The 16,906-nt window shown below is 44.8% G+C and carries 31 protein-coding genes; all 31 read right to left on the bottom strand.

From position 1 onward, the window contains the following. Positions 1-56: 56 nt before the first annotated feature. Entirely contained in the window at positions 57-749 is a 693-nt protein-coding gene (locus MKZ12_RS26290; RefSeq protein ID WP_339237987.1) for a phosphoadenylyl-sulfate reductase, read from the bottom strand. A 789-nt stretch (positions 750-1,538) separates the two neighbouring features. Next, the gene (rpsI, locus tag MKZ12_RS26295) at positions 1,539-1,931 is read right to left on the bottom strand and encodes a 30S ribosomal protein S9 (protein WP_017692105.1); all 393 of its coding nucleotides are present in this window, start codon (positions 1,929-1,931) and stop codon (positions 1,539-1,541) included. A gap of 19 nt (positions 1,932-1,950) precedes the next feature. Beyond that, a complete protein-coding gene (gene rplM, locus MKZ12_RS26300; protein ID WP_024633564.1) occupies positions 1,951-2,388 on the bottom strand; it encodes a 50S ribosomal protein L13 in 438 nt (145 codons plus the stop codon). A 205-nt stretch (positions 2,389-2,593) separates the two neighbouring features. Continuing rightward, complete coding sequence (gene truA / locus MKZ12_RS26305; protein ID WP_339237989.1) at positions 2,594-3,367, bottom strand: tRNA pseudouridine(38-40) synthase TruA; 774 nt, start codon at positions 3,365-3,367, stop codon at positions 2,594-2,596. Between the two features lie 159 nt (positions 3,368-3,526). Beyond that, complete coding sequence (gene rplQ / locus MKZ12_RS26310; protein ID WP_017692102.1) at positions 3,527-3,892, bottom strand: 50S ribosomal protein L17; 366 nt, start codon at positions 3,890-3,892, stop codon at positions 3,527-3,529. Between the two features lie 34 nt (positions 3,893-3,926). Continuing rightward, positions 3,927-4,871, bottom strand: coding sequence for a DNA-directed RNA polymerase subunit alpha (locus MKZ12_RS26315; RefSeq protein ID WP_017692101.1), 945 nt, complete (start codon positions 4,869-4,871; stop codon positions 3,927-3,929). A 136-nt stretch (positions 4,872-5,007) separates the two neighbouring features. Further along, positions 5,008-5,403: a 30S ribosomal protein S11 gene (gene rpsK / locus MKZ12_RS26320; RefSeq protein WP_017692100.1), complete on the bottom strand. Its 396-nt coding sequence runs from the start codon at positions 5,401-5,403 to the stop codon at positions 5,008-5,010. A gap of 19 nt (positions 5,404-5,422) precedes the next feature. After that, positions 5,423-5,791 (bottom strand): 30S ribosomal protein S13, encoded by a 369-nt coding sequence (gene rpsM / locus MKZ12_RS26325; RefSeq protein WP_062329455.1) that lies wholly within the window; start codon positions 5,789-5,791, stop codon positions 5,423-5,425. Positions 5,792-5,811: 20 nt separating this feature from the next. Beyond that, the gene (rpmJ, locus tag MKZ12_RS26330) at positions 5,812-5,925 is read right to left on the bottom strand and encodes a 50S ribosomal protein L36 (protein WP_003333770.1); all 114 of its coding nucleotides are present in this window, start codon (positions 5,923-5,925) and stop codon (positions 5,812-5,814) included. Positions 5,926-6,077: 152 nt separating this feature from the next. Further along, positions 6,078-6,293, bottom strand: a complete 216-nt coding sequence (gene infA, locus MKZ12_RS26335; RefSeq protein WP_017692098.1) for a translation initiation factor IF-1 — start codon at positions 6,291-6,293, stop codon at positions 6,078-6,080. 3 nt (positions 6,294-6,296) lie between these two features. After that, positions 6,297-6,605: a KOW domain-containing RNA-binding protein gene (locus MKZ12_RS26340; protein ID WP_091039171.1), complete on the bottom strand. Its 309-nt coding sequence runs from the start codon at positions 6,603-6,605 to the stop codon at positions 6,297-6,299. A gap of 10 nt (positions 6,606-6,615) precedes the next feature. Beyond that, entirely contained in the window at positions 6,616-7,368 is a 753-nt protein-coding gene (map, locus tag MKZ12_RS26345; protein WP_036607191.1) for a type I methionyl aminopeptidase, read from the bottom strand. 3 nt (positions 7,369-7,371) lie between these two features. Next, on the bottom strand, positions 7,372-8,016 hold the full coding sequence (locus MKZ12_RS26350) for an adenylate kinase (protein ID WP_339237992.1): 645 nt from the start codon (positions 8,014-8,016) through the stop codon (positions 7,372-7,374). Positions 8,017-8,106: 90 nt separating this feature from the next. Continuing rightward, positions 8,107-9,405 (bottom strand): preprotein translocase subunit SecY, encoded by a 1,299-nt coding sequence (gene secY / locus MKZ12_RS26355; protein ID WP_339257564.1) that lies wholly within the window; start codon positions 9,403-9,405, stop codon positions 8,107-8,109. Next, on the bottom strand, positions 9,405-9,845 hold the full coding sequence (gene rplO / locus MKZ12_RS26360) for a 50S ribosomal protein L15 (protein WP_091020538.1): 441 nt from the start codon (positions 9,843-9,845) through the stop codon (positions 9,405-9,407). Before rplO ends, secY begins: the two co-directional genes overlap by 1 nt. 43 nt (positions 9,846-9,888) lie before the next feature. Further along, the gene (rpmD, locus tag MKZ12_RS26365) at positions 9,889-10,074 is read right to left on the bottom strand and encodes a 50S ribosomal protein L30 (protein ID WP_017692092.1); all 186 of its coding nucleotides are present in this window, start codon (positions 10,072-10,074) and stop codon (positions 9,889-9,891) included. A 13-nt stretch (positions 10,075-10,087) separates the two neighbouring features. Next, a complete protein-coding gene (rpsE, locus tag MKZ12_RS26370) occupies positions 10,088-10,585 on the bottom strand; it encodes a 30S ribosomal protein S5 (RefSeq protein WP_017692091.1) in 498 nt (165 codons plus the stop codon). A gap of 27 nt (positions 10,586-10,612) precedes the next feature. Beyond that, complete coding sequence (gene rplR / locus MKZ12_RS26375) at positions 10,613-10,981, bottom strand: 50S ribosomal protein L18 (protein WP_017692090.1); 369 nt, start codon at positions 10,979-10,981, stop codon at positions 10,613-10,615. Positions 10,982-11,098: 117 nt separating this feature from the next. Further along, positions 11,099-11,641, bottom strand: a complete 543-nt coding sequence (gene rplF, locus MKZ12_RS26380; RefSeq protein ID WP_017692089.1) for a 50S ribosomal protein L6 — start codon at positions 11,639-11,641, stop codon at positions 11,099-11,101. A gap of 30 nt (positions 11,642-11,671) precedes the next feature. Then, complete coding sequence (gene rpsH / locus MKZ12_RS26385; protein WP_017692088.1) at positions 11,672-12,070, bottom strand: 30S ribosomal protein S8; 399 nt, start codon at positions 12,068-12,070, stop codon at positions 11,672-11,674. Positions 12,071-12,102: 32 nt separating this feature from the next. Continuing rightward, positions 12,103-12,288: a type Z 30S ribosomal protein S14 gene (locus tag MKZ12_RS26390; protein ID WP_013312154.1), complete on the bottom strand. Its 186-nt coding sequence runs from the start codon at positions 12,286-12,288 to the stop codon at positions 12,103-12,105. Positions 12,289-12,361: 73 nt separating this feature from the next. Then, positions 12,362-12,904, bottom strand: a complete 543-nt coding sequence (gene rplE / locus MKZ12_RS26395; RefSeq protein WP_253441169.1) for a 50S ribosomal protein L5 — start codon at positions 12,902-12,904, stop codon at positions 12,362-12,364. A 32-nt stretch (positions 12,905-12,936) separates the two neighbouring features. Next, a complete protein-coding gene (gene rplX / locus MKZ12_RS26400; RefSeq protein WP_017692086.1) occupies positions 12,937-13,290 on the bottom strand; it encodes a 50S ribosomal protein L24 in 354 nt (117 codons plus the stop codon). A 40-nt stretch (positions 13,291-13,330) separates the two neighbouring features. Then, positions 13,331-13,699, bottom strand: coding sequence for a 50S ribosomal protein L14 (gene rplN, locus MKZ12_RS26405; protein ID WP_017692085.1), 369 nt, complete (start codon positions 13,697-13,699; stop codon positions 13,331-13,333). A gap of 34 nt (positions 13,700-13,733) precedes the next feature. After that, the gene (gene rpsQ / locus MKZ12_RS26410; RefSeq protein ID WP_017692084.1) at positions 13,734-14,000 is read right to left on the bottom strand and encodes a 30S ribosomal protein S17; all 267 of its coding nucleotides are present in this window, start codon (positions 13,998-14,000) and stop codon (positions 13,734-13,736) included. Positions 14,001-14,048: 48 nt separating this feature from the next. Then, complete coding sequence (rpmC, locus tag MKZ12_RS26415; RefSeq protein WP_017692083.1) at positions 14,049-14,246, bottom strand: 50S ribosomal protein L29; 198 nt, start codon at positions 14,244-14,246, stop codon at positions 14,049-14,051. Further along, complete coding sequence (gene rplP / locus MKZ12_RS26420; protein WP_017692082.1) at positions 14,236-14,670, bottom strand: 50S ribosomal protein L16; 435 nt, start codon at positions 14,668-14,670, stop codon at positions 14,236-14,238. The genes rpmC and rplP overlap by 11 nt, the downstream gene beginning before the upstream one ends. Before the next feature lie 2 nt (positions 14,671-14,672). Beyond that, positions 14,673-15,338 (bottom strand): 30S ribosomal protein S3, encoded by a 666-nt coding sequence (rpsC, locus tag MKZ12_RS26425; RefSeq protein ID WP_339237997.1) that lies wholly within the window; start codon positions 15,336-15,338, stop codon positions 14,673-14,675. A gap of 15 nt (positions 15,339-15,353) precedes the next feature. Beyond that, positions 15,354-15,686, bottom strand: a complete 333-nt coding sequence (gene rplV, locus MKZ12_RS26430; RefSeq protein ID WP_024633583.1) for a 50S ribosomal protein L22 — start codon at positions 15,684-15,686, stop codon at positions 15,354-15,356. Between the two features lie 35 nt (positions 15,687-15,721). Further along, on the bottom strand, positions 15,722-16,000 hold the full coding sequence (gene rpsS, locus MKZ12_RS26435) for a 30S ribosomal protein S19 (protein ID WP_062836183.1): 279 nt from the start codon (positions 15,998-16,000) through the stop codon (positions 15,722-15,724). Between the two features lie 71 nt (positions 16,001-16,071). Next, the gene (rplB, locus tag MKZ12_RS26440) at positions 16,072-16,902 is read right to left on the bottom strand and encodes a 50S ribosomal protein L2 (RefSeq protein WP_017692078.1); all 831 of its coding nucleotides are present in this window, start codon (positions 16,900-16,902) and stop codon (positions 16,072-16,074) included. Positions 16,903-16,906 lie beyond the last annotated feature (4 nt).

Genomic DNA, 16,906 nt, shown 5'->3' on the forward strand with positions numbered 1-16,906 from the left:
CAGCGTACCTCCATGTGACAGAATTGATGTCATCTTGTCAGTTCCTTGTGTATCTATTATTTATGAAGGCCACATTCCGTTTTATCATTACCAGACCAACGTCCAGCACGAGGGTCCTCACCAGGCATAACCTGACGTGTGCAATGCTCACAGCCAATACTCGGGTAGTTCTGATCATGAAGAGGATTATACACAACGTTATTATCACGAATATATTGCCATACATCCTCTGTGGTCCAATGCGCAATCGGATTAAACTTCATCAGGCCAAATTTAGTATCATATTCAACCTTCTTGGAGTTTGCACGAGTTGGTGCTTGATCTCTACGAATACCTGTAATCCATGCATCATACTGAGAAAGAATTCGTGTTAACGGTTCAACTTTGCGAATGTTACAGCACGCATTTGGATCAGACTTCCACAATTCTTCACCGTGTTGAGCTGCCTGTTCTTCCGGAGTAATCTTAGGTGACACGCGTACAAACTCAAGGTTGTAATTCTCTTGCATCTTATCCCGTGTTTCGTATGTTTCTTTGAAGTGGAAATCAGTATCCAAATAAAAAATATCTGTCGATGGGCTGATCTTCTGCAACATATCTACAAGTACAACATCTTCCGCACCAAAGCTACATGCAAAAGTGATATTAGGAAATGTTTCAATAGCATACCGAATAATATCCTCTGGACTCGCCAGCTCCAGTTCCTCTGCCTTCGTGCGTGCCAATTCTTCTTTCTCCAATAAGTTCATCTGCGTATTTTCCCCCATTCTGCATTTCAATAAACGTTAAAGCCGACTAATCTAATATGAATTATGTTTAGTATAAATCTTTCATTGTGGATGTCAATGCCTGCCATATGGTAAAATAGATCATTTTTTTCTCTTTTTGATCGTTGCTATCGCAAATAATTTGGTTCAATTTATCCTTTTCTCTGTTCATGAGATAAAAAAGTGAACTTGGCCCAAGTCATTGGGCTGGTTAGAATATATTTCAAAGCCTAGAAATGCTTTGCTGGTGCTGAGTTTGAACAGTTTATATCGCCAGGAAAAGCATCAGATTATCAATCTTCAATTAACATGAAATAAAGAGAAGAAGAAGTTATAAGTAGTTCAGCGTGACAACATATATCAAATGATATGTGAGAGACTTTTATGGTTTTCATAAGAAATACTGATGAAACTTACAATGAAGAATAAAGTTTTGAAGAGCAAACCGAATTCATTCAATAAAGCAGGCTTGAGCCCTATAGAAGATTTTATAAAGAGCTGTTTTAGAACGTGTGGGAAACGACGGGAATGAGCATAGCGTATCATCATAAACGATTTATGAGGTGTAGTGAGGTGTAGTAAGAAGTATTAACTCAGATATGAAAAACTGTATTGAGGAACATTAATGAAGATATTTAACACATATGATGCGACAATGAACAGTCATGCGGACACATATGAGTATTATGGCATAAGCGGATATATATATTATATGCGAAATCTTCATGAAGATATAAAAAAGCCTTTGGCCGAGGCCAAAGGCTTTTAATATTAACGTTTGGAGAACTGAGGTGCGCGACGAGCCGCTTTAAGACCGTATTTTTTACGCTCTTTCATACGTGGGTCACGAGTCAGGAATCCTGCTTTTTTCAGGGATGCACGGTATTCCGGATCTGCTTTGAGCAGAGCGCGGGAGATACCATGACGGATTGCGCCGGCTTGGCCGGAGATTCCGCCACCATGAGCAATAACAAGAACGTCATAGTTGTTGAGCGTTTCTGTCAAGTTCAGTGGTTGTTTTACGATCAGTTTGAGTGTTTCCAAACCGAAGTATTCATTAATATCACGTTTATTGATGACAATGCGTCCTTCACCCGGTACAAGGCGAACACGTGCTACCGAATGTTTACGACGACCTGTCCCATAGTATTGTACTTGTGCCATGAAACTGTCCTCCTTTTAATTAACCGCGAAGTTCGTAAACTTCTGGTTTTTGTGCTGCATGTGGATGCTCAGTGCCTCTGTACGCTTTAAGTCTCAACTTCATTTTCTCGCCCATGCGAGTTTTAGGAAGCATACCGCGAACAGCCAATTCCAACATACGCTCAGGTTTGTTTTTAACCATCTCTTCAGCAGTAGTTACTTTCAAACCACCTGGGTGCATCGAGTGACGGTAGTATTTTTTACCTTGCATTTTCTTACCAGTCAATACGATTTTCTCAGCATTGATGATAACAACGAAATCGCCAGTGTCCACATGTGGAGTGAATTGTGGCTTGTGTTTGCCGCGAATCAAAGCAGCTGCTTCGCTCGCCAAACGTCCGAGGGTTTTGCCTTCAGCATCAATGATGTGCCATTGGCGCTCAACTTCGTTAGGCTTCGCCATGTACGTAGTACGCATGAAAAGTTCCTCCTTAAAATGTTCAAAATCATCATTTTCATTTATCTTCGTTCGTTAAGTTATAACTTTAGGTGTTGATGGATTGTAAATTTGATGTGAACCTCTTAATTGGGGCTGTGGGAAAGCCATTAAGAAAACACAACTTTTATATTACATGATAGGCGATTAAATCGCAAGTGTTAATTAAGCTTTTCACTCACCAATTTTAATCTTTTGTATATTCAAGATCCCAGAGCATTAAACCGCAGCTAACTGCAGTAGGTCCTGCAGCAGATCGATTACATGCAGCAATCATATTCGGTACATCAGAGGCTTTCCGTTTGCCCTCTCCGATCTCCAGCAGTGTGCCTACAATGATTCGAACCATATGCTGCAAAAAGCCGTTACCACTCACATAAATGTGAATGACACCCTGATCACGCGGATGGTCTCTGCACATTGATCGGTCCACTTCAATCCATGCTTCGTATACCGAACGGACATGATTCTCTTTCTGAGACTTGCGTGAAGCAAAAGAGGTATAATCATAGGTCCCTATGAAATGTCGTAAGGCCTCCTGCATTGCCGTAATATCAAGCTTCGCATGATGATGATACTGCAGTCTTCTGTTGAATACATCCGGAAACTGATTCGCATTGACTGTGTAACGATATGTTTTCTTTTTCGCTGCATAGCGAGAATGAAAATCAGCCGAAACTTCAATCGCATCAATAACGACAATATCGGAGGGTAATCTGGAGTTGAGCGCAATACACCAACGTTCAATCGGGATCTGGGATTCCGTAGGAAAATTGAAGATCTGTCTGCGAGCGTGAACGCCTGCATCTGTTCGGCCTGAACCTGTAATTTTAACCTTCTCACCGGTTAAAGCACGAATCGCATCTTCAAGATGATCCTGAATGGTATTCCCACCCGGCTGTACTTGGAAGCCGTAATAGGCAGTGCCATCATAAGTTAACGTCATACATAAGTTCCGCATTAATACCACACCTTTGTTCCATACTATACATATCCCTATCCCGAACAGCAAAAGAAGCCCCTTACGGAGCTTCTATTACAGCACGAATTCCGAAATGAAGAGAAAAAAAGGGTTAATCCAGAATCGTTGATTCTGTCCCCTTTCCTCATCTCATCTGTTTTACGCGCGGTCTACCAGTTCCAAGTAAACCATTGGCGCTGCGTCACCACGACGAGGTCCCAGTTTCAAGATACGAGTGTATCCACCTGGACGCTCAGCGTAACGACCGGACAATTCGCTAAACAGTTTTTGGATTGCATCTTGCTCACCATCGATAGTTTCGCGGCGAACATAAGCTGCCACTTGGCGACGGGCATGAAGATCTCCCTTTTTCGCTTTAGTGATCAGTTTTTCAGCAATAGAGCGAACCTCTTTTGCTTTCGCTTCAGTTGTCTGAATGCGTTCGTATAAGAACAGGTCGGTTACCAGGTCACGGAACAAAGCTTTACGTGCGCTGGAATTACGGCCCAACTTTTGGTATGCCATTGTTTTCCCTCCTTCACTTCAAGCACTCGGCTGTCTATTCTTCTGTACGGAGTCCCAAACCAAGTTCCTCAAGCTTCTCTTGAACTTCTTCCAAAGACTTGCGTCCGAGGTTACGGACTTTCATCATGTCTTCTTCCGTTTTCGTAGTCAGCTCTTGCACGGTATTAATACCGGCACGTTTGAGGCAGTTGTAGGAACGAACAGAGAGATCCAGCTCTTCGATCGTCATTTCGAGTACTTTTTCTTTTTTGTCTTCTTCTTTTTCGACCATGATCTCTGCATCTTTCGCTTCGTCTGTAAGACCCACGAAGAGCATCAAATGCTCAGTCAAAATTTTAGCGCCAAGGCTTACAGCCTCTTCAGGACGAATACTTCCATCAGTCCAAACTTCCAACGTGAGCTTGTCATAGTTGGTCACTTGACCGACACGCGTATTTTCCACAGCGTAGTTAACGCGACTGATCGGGGTGAAGATGGAATCGACTGGGATGACGCCGATCGGCTGGTCATCGCGTTTATTCCGATCTGCCTGGACGTAGCCGCGACCGCGATTGGCAAAAATACGCATGTGAAGTCTCGAACCTGGTCCGAGCGTAGCGATGTGCAGATCCGGGTTAAGGATTTCCACATCGGAGTCAGCACGGATATCTCCAGCCGTAATTGCTCCTTCGCCTTCAGCATCAATCTCGAGCACTTTCTCCTCATCCGAATGAATCTTAAGCGACAAAGCTTTCAGGTTAAGAATAACCTCCGTAACATCTTCCATTACGCCAGGAACTGTAGCAAATTCATGCAGAACGCCATCGATTTGAACCGAAGACACTGCCGCACCCGGCAGTGACGAGAGCAAGATTCGGCGAAGCGAGTTTCCAAGCGTCGTACCGTATCCGCGCTCAAGCGGTTCTACTACGAATTTCCCATAGGTGCCATCATCGTTGACGTCTACCGTCTCAATTTTCGGCTTTTCGATTTCAATCACTGCAATACCCCTCCTTCAAAACGTCGGTCCTCTATGAAACATTTACCTTCTCTTGCGAAAACATGTAGTAGTATGCCTAAACAACCATTATTAGCAGATTGTGCCGGAAATATACCACACGCAGGGGCAAATCTCATTAGACACGACGACGTTTTGGAGGACGGCATCCGTTATGCGGGACTGGAGTTACGTCTTTGATCAGGTTAACTTCAAGACCAGCAGCTTGCAAAGAGCGGATCGCTGCTTCACGGCCTGCGCCTGGTCCTTTAACCATAACCTCAACGGCTTTCATCCCATGTTCCATTGCAGCTTTGGCAGCAGTCTCAGCAGCCATTTGTGCAGCAAACGGAGTCGATTTACGGGAACCTCTGAATCCGAGACCGCCGGAGCTTGCCCACGAAATTGCATTTCCGTGAGGATCCGTAATAGTAACGATAGTGTTATTGAAAGTGGAACGGATATGTGCCACGCCAGATTCAATATTCTTACGGTCACGACGTTTAGTACGTACGACTTTTTTCGGTTTAGCCATTTTCTCTTATCCCCCCTTATTATTTCTTCTTGTTCGCTACTGTACGACGAGGACCTTTACGAGTACGAGCATTCGTTTTCGTACGTTGTCCACGAACAGGCAGACCACGACGATGACGAACTCCACGGTAACAACCGATCTCCGTCAAACGTTTAATATTCAAAGAGATTTCTCGACGCAGGTCACCTTCTACTTTGACCTCTTTATCGATACTTTCACGCAATTTGCTGACTTCATCTTCCGTCAAATCACGAACACGAGTGTCCGGATTGATGCCTGTTGTGCTCAGAATTTTCTGGGAAGTCGTTTTACCGATTCCGAAAATATAAGTCAAGGCGATCTCAACGCGCTTATCACGTGGCAAATCCACACCAGCTATACGTGCCATTTTACGCTACACCCCCTTCTTTAACCTTGTTTTTGTTTGTGTTTCGGATTTTCACAGATAACCATAACATTCCCTTTGCGGCGAATGACTTTGCATTTTTCGCAAATCGGCTTGACCGAAGGTCTTACCTTCATGTGAATTACCTCCTCAAAGTTTTGCTAAGCAAAACCCTCTTCGTAAGCATTGACCTTGTTCTACTATTGTAAAACCGGCTTCGAAGCTTTCGCAAGTTTTGCCGGGCAAAACCCGCTTCATAAGCTTCACAGTTCATTGCAACTGTCTACTACTATTTACGGTAAGTTATGCGACCTTTTGTTAAATCATAAGGCGACAACTGAACAACTACTTTGTCTCCAGTCAAGATACGAATAAAGTGCATCCGTAGTTTTCCGGAAACGTGAGCGAGAATTTGATGACCGTTCTCAAGCTCAACCTTGAATGTTGCATTCGGTAGCGGTTCAAGAACCGTACCTTCCACTTCAATGACATCTTCCTTGGCCATTAGTCAGTCTCCTTTCTCTTCAGCTTGAATGTTGGTGGATTCCAGAAATGAATGGACCGCATAGCGGAGCTTTCCATTTGTCACCCGACCACTCTCGTTTAAACTGTTCACAACCTCGCTGCTAATCATGGGCTGGAGTTCAAGATGAAGAAGATTCTTCTTCTTGGGTTGATCAAACTTACGTTTGTCTCCATCCGCGATATATACGAACTTACTGTCCGCTATAGCAACAATTACTGCGGCTTGGTCCGCATTGCGGCCTTTACGGATCTTCACAAGTTGACCGAGCTGCGGATTAGACTGACTGTTCATGCCTCATCACCTACGCATTCAGTTTCGTGAAAATTTCCATACCATCTGGTGTAACTGCTACGGTGTGTTCAAAGTGGGCACATAACTTTCCATCAACCGTGACGACAGTCCAGTTATCTTCCAACGTTTTCACATACCGTCTTCCTACGTTAACCATCGGCTCTATGGCCAGCACCATGCCCGCTTTGAGCCGTGGTCCCCGATCGGGAAGACCATAGTTCGGAATCTGTGGTTCTTCGTGCAGATCTGCGCCTATGCCGTGACCGACATATTCACGAACAACTGAGAACCCTTCATCTTCAATATATTTCTGAATCGCATGAGATATTGTAAACAAGCGAACGTCCGGTTTTACCAGCGCCAGACCTGCGTATAACGAAGCCTCGGTAACGTCCAGAAGACGACGGGCTTCTTCGGAAATACGGCCGACCGGATAAGTCCAGGCGGAATCTCCATGATACCCCTGGTACTGCGCGCCAATGTCAAACGTAACGATATCGCCCTCGTTCAACTTGCGTTTGCCGGGAAATCCATGTACCAACTCTTCATTTACTGAAGCGCACACACTGGCAGGGAAACCGTTATAACCTTTGAAAGACGGCACAGCTCCTTGACTGCGGATATATTGATCAGCCATATGGTCAAGTTCACCAGTCGTAATACCGGGAGCGATATGCTCTGCCAAGAGACGATGCGTTTCCGCAACAATTCTCCCTGCTTCCCTCATCAAGCCCAGTTCCGTTTCGGACTTACCAATGATCATCAATTAACCTCTCAGTAAGGACACGATTTCTTGAGAAACTTGATCGATATCCTGTTCTCCGTTCACTTGACGAAGAAGACCTTTAGTCTCATAGAACGTGAGGAGTGGTGCTGTTTTGTTGATATACTCGTCCAGTCGTGTACCTACACTCTCTTCATTATCATCAGAGCGTTGATACAACTCACCAGCGCATTTATCACAAATACCTTCCTGCTTAGGCGGATTGAATACCACATGATAAGTGGAACCACAGTTTTTACAAATCCGACGACCCGTCAAACGAGCGAGTAATTTGTTGCGATCCACTTTCAGGTTGATTACATGATCGAGACCTGAGTTCAATCGGTCCAGAATGCCATCGAGCGCTTCTGCTTGTGACAGGGTTCTTGGAAATCCGTCCAAGAGGAAACCTTCTCTGCAGTCAGGCTGCTGCAAACGTTCTTCAACGATGCCAATGGTTACATCATCTGGTACAAGCAATCCTTGATCCATATATTCCTTGGCTTTCAGGCCAATGGGAGTTCCCTGTTTGATCGCTAGACGAAATGCATCGCCTGTTGAAATATGGGGAATACCGAACTCTTTCACGATGACGTCTGCTTGTGTTCCTTTTCCTGCCCCAGGAGGGCCCATGAATAGGATGTTCACGTTATGTCACTCCCTCCAAGACTACCCTACATCAACAAACAGCACAATAGGTGCCGGCAAGTAAATCTTCACTCGACCGGTACCTATTGCCTATTTATTGATAAAACCTTTGTAGTGGCGTTTGATCAATTGGCTTTCGATTTGCTTCATCGTATCCAGCGCAACACCGATAACGATCAGGAGGGATGTTCCTCCAATTTGCGCAGATTGAGGCAAACCAGAAAGTGCCCCTAAGAATACAGGCAGAACGGAAATGACTGCCAAGAAGATGGCTCCGGCCATTGTCAAACGAGTCATGACACGGGTCAGATATTTCTCGGTTGCTTTACCCGGGCGAATGCCTGGGATGTAACCGCCGTTCTTTTTCATATTATCAGCCATCTGCTGTGGATTCATCTGTACAAAAGTATAGAAGAATGTGAAACCGAAGATCATCACAACATACAGTAACATACCCAGAGGTTTGTGTGTAGTCAGATTCTGTCCGATCCACTGTGCCCAGATGCGATCTGCCCAGAAGTTGGCGATGATCGTTGGGAACATCAACAGCGATGAAGCAAAGATGACAGGGATAACACCTGCTGCATTAATTTTCAGCGGGATATGTGTATTCTGTCCACCGTACATTTTGTTACCTACGACACGTTTAGCGTACTGTACAGGAATTTTCCGAATCGCCTGCTGAATGTAAATGACCCCTATGATGATCAGCACAATAACAATTGCGATGATTACACCTTTAAGAATATTCATAAACAGTTGGTCAGGTTGGATGAAGTCAGATTCGATCGTTTGTTTGATAATATTAGGCACCGTAGATAGGATACCTGCAAAGATCAAGATCGAAATTCCGTTTCCTATGCCCTTCTCGGTGATTTGCTCACCAAGCCACATCAGGAATGAAGTACCGGCCGTAAGTACAATCGCGATCAAGATATAATCTGCAAATGTAGCGTTAGGCACCATCTCTGTATTGTACAAGCGGTTGAATCCGATCGACGTACCAAACGCTTGAATCAATGCCAGCCCGATGGTTAAATAACGGGTCAACTGTGCAGATTTCTTCTTACCTTGTTCACCTTGCTTTGCCCACTCCGCTAATTTAGGAATAACGTCCATGGAAAGCAACTGTACTATGATAGACGCAGTGATGTAAGGCACGATCCCGAGCGCAAATATCGAGAACTGGAAGAGCGCTCCACCCGAGAACGTATTGAGAAGTCCAAAAACTTCTTTACCCGCAGAATTTGTCGCTTCGAACACATCTTTGTTAACTCCCGGCACGGGGACAAAGGAGCCGATGCGGTAAATGATCAGTACAAAAAGGGTAAATAATACCCTTTTGCGCAGATCTTCAACCCGCCAGATATTCTTTAGGGTCTTGAACATTAAATCACCTCAGTTGTACCGCCAGCAGCTTCAATTTTCTCAATAGCAGATTGAGAAAACTTGTTAGCTTTAACAGTCAGCTTCACAGTGACATCACCGTTACCCAGGATTTTGATTCCGGATTTAGCGTTTTTAACTACGCCATTCGTCATCAAGAATTCTGGAGTTACTTCAGTACCCGCTGCAAAACTGTTCAGGTCTTCAGTATTCACAACTGCATATTCTTTGCGAGTTGGGTTTACAAAACCACGTTTTGGCAAGCGACGATACAATGGATTTTGTCCACCTTCGAAGCCTGGACGAACTCCACCGCCAGAACGAGAATTTTGTCCTTTGTGACCGCGACCTGATGTTTTACCTGTACCACTACTTGGACCGCGACCAACACGTTTACGTTCTTTGCGGGATCCAGGAGATGGTGAAAGCTCATGTAACTTCATCGTTCGTTGCACCTCCTTAAAGATTTGTGGGATTAACCCGTTTTTAAGCTTCTACTTCTTTAACAGCAACCAAGTGGCTTACTTTGTTAATCATACCACGGATGGCAGGATTATCGTTTTGAACCACTTTGCTATTGATTTTGCGCAAACCCAATGTTTTCACAGTTGTTCTTTGCGTCTCCGGACGTCCGATCAAACTGCGGACGAGGGTAATTTCTAATTTAGCCATGAGAATTCCCTCCTTAACCCAGAAGCTCTTCGACGGATTTTCCGCGCAGTTTAGCCACGTCTTCAGCACGCTTCAAACGGGACAAACCTTCCAAAGTCGCATTGACCATGTTCATGGAATTCGAAGAACCCAGAGATTTTGTCAAAATGTCACCCACACCAGCAAGTTCGAGAACCGCACGTACAGGACCACCAGCGATAACACCAGTACCTTCAGATGCTGGTTTCAACAGCACGCGTCCTGCGCCGAACTTACCTGTTACCAAGTGAGGAATCGATGTTCCTACGAGTGGAACGTGTACAAGGTTTTTCTTAGCGTCTTCAATACCTTTGCGAATTGCATCAGGTACTTCGCCCGCTTTACCGATACCAGCTCCAACCCAGCCGTTGCCGTCGCCGACTACAACCAGTGCGCTAAAGCTGAAACGGCGTCCGCCTTTTACTACTTTAGCTACGCGATTAATATTTACAACTCTTTCAGTCAGTTCCAAAGTATTCGGATCTACACGCAAGTCGTTAACCTCCTTTTGAAAAATATCTTAAAACTCAAGTCCTGCTTCACGAGCCGCTTCAGCCAAAGCTGCGATACGACCATGGTACAGATATCCGCTACGGTCAAATACGATGTTGGAAACACCTTTGTCTTTCGCACGTTTAGCAACGAGTTCGCCAACTTTACGAGCTGATTCAACAGATGCACCATTTTTGATGTCAGTGCTCAATTCTTTGTCTACGGTAGACGCGGAAGCGATTGTTACACCAGCAACATCATCGATGATTTGAGCATACATATGTTTACCAGAACGGAATACGTTCAAACGAGGACGTGCTGCCGTTCCTTGGATTTTCTTACGAACACGAAGGTGTCTTTTCAGACGAGCCTTATTTTTATCTGGTTTCGTAATCATCTCAAAGATTCACTCCTTTCAGGTTACCTCGCTGGCTTCAAAGCAGAAGCCACGGGGTATATTAGAAACACACGAAGCAAGCAAGCCGAAAGCCGCGCAAAGGCGGTAAGAGAAATCTTATTTCTTCTTACCGGCTTTACCTTCCTTACGGATGATACGCTCGCCTTCATATTTAATACCTTTACCTTTGTATGGCTCAGGTTCACGTACGGAACGGATTTTAGCAGCGTAAGCACCTACGCGCTCTTTGTCGATTCCGCGAACGATGATTTTTGTATTCGAAGGTACTTCGAATTCAATTCCCGCTTCCGGTGTAATTTCAACCGGGTGAGAGTAACCAACGTTCAGAACGATTTTATCTCCGGATTTGCTTGCACGATATCCGACCCCAACCAATTCCAGAGATTTCGCGAATCCTTCAGTAACGCCGCTCACCATATTGTTTACAACGCTGCGCGTTGTGCCGTGCAAAGAACGGTGAGTTTTGTTATCGGAAGGACGCACAACTGTGATTTCGTTATTTTCAACTGTAACCTTCATGTCTTTATGAAGCTCACGAGTCAAAGTTCCTTTTGGTCCTTTTACCGTAATAACGGTGTTGTCCAGGGTGATGTCTACACCACTTGGTACTGTGATTGGTTTGCGACCAATACGAGACATATGTTGCACCTCCTATCTTGTGACGTTATATTACCAAACGTAGCAAACGACTTCTCCGCCGGATTTCGATTGACGAGCTTCTTTGTCCGTCATGATACCTTTGGATGTCGAGATGATCGCGATTCCCAGGCCACCAAGTACACGAGGTACTTCATTGCTTTTCGTGTAAACACGAAGACCAGGTTTACTGATTCTTTTCAGACCAGTGATAACGCGCTCGTTATTTTGACCGTATTTCAGGAAAACACGGATAATCCCTTGTTTGTTATCATCGATAACTTCAGCGTCACGGATGAAACCTTCACGCTTCAGGATATCGGCGATTTGTTTTTTCATTGTCGAAGCAGGCATTTCTACCGTTTCGTGACGAACAGTGTTCGCGTTACGAATACGAGTAAGCATATCTGCAATTGGATCAGACATAGTCATTGTGAGTTAACCTCCTTCCCGTTCAGGACTTTTTACCAGCTTGCTTTTTTCACGCCAGGGATCTGGCCTTTATAAGCTAATTCACGGAAGCAAATTCTGCAAATTTTGAACTTTTGCAGGACCGAATGTGGACGTCCGCAACGCTCACAGCGTGTATATGCACGTACTTTAAACTTTGGTGTACGTTGTTGTTTAACTTTCATCGAAGTTTTTGCCACTTAGCCTGACACCTCCTAAATAATTTCGGAGAAAAGGGAGTCTTTCCAGACACCCGGAAACGTTATGCCAACATTACTTAACGAAAGGCATTCCCATTTGCGTGAGCAATTCGCGGGACTCTTCGTCTGTTTTCGCCGTTGTTACGATGACAATATCCATACCGCGGACTTTATCAACTTTATCATACTCGATCTCTGGGAAGATCAATTGCTCTTTCAGACCCAGTGTGTAGTTACCACGTCCGTCGAAAGCTTTGCTCGATACACCGCGGAAGTCGCGGACACGAGGAAGCGTAACGTTGAACAGTTTATCGAGGAAGAAGTACATACGCTCGCCGCGCAATGTTACTTTCACACCGATAGGCATATTCTCACGCAGTTTGAATCCTGCGATTGATTTTTTTGCACGAGTGATTACAGGTTTTTGACCTGCGATCAGTTGCAAATCGTTTACTGCGGAATCCAACACTTTGGAGTTTTGGACAGCGTCGCCCACACCCATGTTGATAACGATTTTCTCGATTTTCGGCACTTGCATTACCGTTGTATAGTTAAACTTCTGCATCAAAGCAGGAGCGATTTCTTGCAGGTAACGTTCTTTCATTCTTGATGCCATGAATCATAGCCCTCCTTTCTCATTCGGTTCAATTAGTCGATAATTTCTCCGGAACGTTTAGCAACGCGCACTTTCTTTCCGTTATCCAAAACTTTGTAACCTACACGGGTTACTTTTCCGCTCTTCGGATCGATGTGCATTACGTTGGAAACGTGAATCGGAGCTTCCTTCTCGATAATGCCGCCTTGCGGGTTTTGCTGGTTAGGCTTCTGGTGTTTTTTCACCATGTTAACACCTTCCACAAGGACGCGGTTCTCACGAGGATAAGCAGCGATGACACGGCCTTTTTTACCTTTGTCTTTACCGCTGATCACCATAACCGTATCTTCCTTTTTAACGTGAAGTTTGTTGTTATGGGATTCCAGAACTTTTTTCACTCTTGGCATTTCGTACACCTCCTGTTTCTAACATCACGAGATTAAAGCTTTAGATTACTTCTGGAGCCAAGGAAACGATTTTCATGAAGTCTTTATCGCGAAGTTCGCGAGCAACTGGTCCGAAAATACGTGTTCCACGTGGGCTTCTGTCGTCTTTTACAACAACCGCTGCATTTTCATCAAAACCGATGTAGGAACCGTCTTTACGACGTACAGAACGTTTCGTACGAACGACAACCGCTCTAACTACATCACCTTTTTTGACAACGCCGCCTGGTGTTGCTTGTTTAACAGAACAAACGATCAGATCACCGATTTGAGCTGTACGACGTCCCGTACCGCCGAGTACGCGGATACACATCAGTTCCTTCGCACCGGAGTTGTCAGCCACAGTCAAACGTGTAAATGGTTGAATCATTTAGTATTCCTCCTTTCAGCAGTGCTGCTGAGCATTAGATGATAACCGCTTTTTCTACGATTTCAGTAAGTCTCCAGCGTTTATCTTTCGAAAGCGGACGAGTCTCCATGATTTTCACCGTGTCACCGATTTTCGCAGTGTTTTCTTCGTCATGTGCTTTGAATTTTTTAGTAACCTTAATGCGCTTATGGTACAAGTTGTGTTTTTTGTAAGTTTCTACAGCAACAACAATTGTTTTGTCCATTTTATCGCTGACCACTTTACCAGTTTGCACTTTACGTGCGTTACGTTCTTCGCTCATTGTTGGCCTCCTTCCTGATTACGGACGGATTGTCCATCCTATCCCTAATTAACCGATTCCCAATTCTCTCTCACGGATAATGGTTTTAGCACGAGCTATTTCTTTCCGCACATCACGGATGCGAGTCGGGTTATCCAGCTGACCGGTAGCTAATTGAAAGCGGAGGTTAAAGAGTTCTTCTTTAAATCCGGCAATCTTTTGCTCGATTTCAGCAGAGGTTAGGTTGCGAAATTCACTAGCTTTCATTTGCTTCACCACCCAATTCTTCACGTTTCACGAACTTCGTTTTGATTGGCAGTTTGTGAGCGGCAAGACGCATTGCTTCGCGTGCAATTTCCTCCGGTACACCAGCAAGTTCAAACATGATCTTACCTGGTTTCACTACTGCAACCCATTTTTCTACGTTACCTTTACCGCTACCCATCCGAACCTCGAGAGGCTTTTGAGTGATTGGTTTGTCTGGGAAGATTTTGATCCAAACTTTACCACCACGTTTGATGTAACGAGTCATTGCAATACGAGCCGCTTCGATCTGACGGTTCGTAATCCAAGCCGGTTCCGTAGCTTGCAGACCGTATTCGCCAAAGTTCAGAGTCGTTCCGCCTTTAGCTTGGCCTTTCATATGTCCACGTTGTTGCTTACGGTGTTTTACGCGTTTTGGTACCAACATGATTAGTTGCCTCCTTCCTTAGCAGCTTGTTTCTTAGCCGTAGGAAGAACCTCTCCACGATAGATCCATACTTTTACGCCAATACGTCCGTAAGTAGTATGAGCCTCTGCTGTACCATAGTCAATGTCAGCACGCAGTGTGTGCAGTGGAACAGTTCCTTCGCTGTAGCCTTCAGAACGTGCGATCTCAGCACCGCCAAGACGTCCGCCTACTTGAGTTTTGATACCTTTAGCACCGGAGCGCATAGTTCTTTGAATCGCTTGTTTCAGAGCACGACGGAAAGAAACGCGACGTTCCAATTGTTGTGCAATGCTTTCAGCTACAAGAATAGCGTCCAAGTCTTGGTTTTTAATTTCAGAAATGTTGATGTGTACTTTTTTACCGCCAGCAATTTTCGTAATTTGATTACGAAGATTTTCAACTTCCGAACCACCTTTACCAATTACCATACCTGGTTTAGCAGTGTGAATCGTTACGTTTACGCGGTTAGCCGCTCTCTCAATTTCTACACGAGATAAAGCGGAGTCTTTCAATTTATTCTTCAGGAATTCACGAATTTTCACGTCTTCCATCAAAAGATCACCGAAGTCTTTGCCTGCATACCACTTAGATTCCCAGTCACGGATAATTCCGACACGGAGTCCGACTGGATTTACCTTTTGGCCCACACATTTCCCCTCCTTCTACTTCTCAGATACCACCAAAGTAATGTGGCTAGTACGTTTGTTAATACGACTTGCACGTCCCATTGCACGAGGGCGGAAACGTTTCATTGTCGGTCCTTGGTTCACGTAAGCTTGCGAGATAACCAAGTTGTTAACATCCAAAGAATAGTTATGTTCCGCATTCGCAATAGCGGAGTTAAGCAACTTCTCAACGATTGGAGAAGCGGATTTCGGAGTGTGACGGAGAATGGCAACCGCCTCACCTACTTGCTTGCCGCGAATCAAGTCAACAACGAGTTGAACTTTACGAGGAGCAATCCGGATAAACTTAGCATGTGCTTTTGCTTCCATTGTGTAACCTCCTCTCAAACATTAAAGATGTTCATTTATCTTCTTGTTTTCTTATCATCATCAGTATGGCCTTTGTACGTACGGGTTGGAGCGAACTCACCCAGTTTGTGTCCAACCATGTCCTCAGTTACATACACTGGCACGTGTTTACGACCGTCGTAAACGCCAAATGTGTGTCCGATGAATTGTGGGAAAATTGTAGAACGACGGGACCAGGTTTTGATAACGTTCTTCTTACCTGAAGCTTCCATCTCTTCTACCTTTTTGAGCATGTAGCCATCAATGAATGGCCCTTTTTTCAAACTGCGACCCATGTGGAGATCCTCCCTTCAAACGTAGCTATTATGCATCCGCAGATGCCTCACGAAGTTATGCACAGTGTGTATTACTTCGTGCGGCGGCGAATGATGTATTTATCAGAAGCTTTATTTTTCTTACGCGTTTTGTAACCAAGAGTAGGTTTACCCCATGGTGACATTGGCGATTTACGTCCGATTGGAGCACGACCTTCACCACCACCGTGTGGGTGATCGTTAGGGTTCATTACTACACCACGAACCTCAGGACGTTTACCCAACCAACGGCTACGACCGGCTTTACCGATTTTGATGAGCTCGTGGTCTTGGTTACCAACAGATCCGATTGTCGCACGGCAAACTTTCAAAATACGACGAACTTCTCCGGAAGAGAGACGAACGGATACGTATTTTTCTTCTTTACCAAGCAATTGAGCTTCTGTACCAGCAGCACGAACCAATTGTCCGCCTTTACCTGGTTTCAACTCGATGTTGTGGATAACGGTACCTACTGGAATGTTTTCGAGTGGCAGTGCGTTACCGATTTTAATGTCTGATTCAGGTCCGGAGAATACTTGATCTCCAACTTTCAAACCTTTAGGAGCGATGATATAACGCTTTTCACCATCAGCATAATGAATCAGAGCGATGTTAGATGTACGGTTCGGGTCATACTCAATCGTAGCAACGCGGCCCGGTATTCCATCTTTAGTACGTTTGAAGTCAATGATACGGTATTTACGTTTGTGTCCACCACCATGGTGACGAACTGTAATTTTACCTTGGTTGTTGCGGCCTGCTTGTTTGCTCAACGGGGCCAACAACGATTTCTCCGGCTGATTTGTGGTGATTTCCTCAAATGTAGAAACGGACATGTTCCGTCTTGCCGGGGATGTTGGTTTATACTTTTTGATTGGCACTGGG

The organism is Paenibacillus sp. FSL R5-0713 (assembly GCF_037973325.1).
GTDB lineage: Bacteria > Bacillota > Bacilli > Paenibacillales > Paenibacillaceae > Paenibacillus.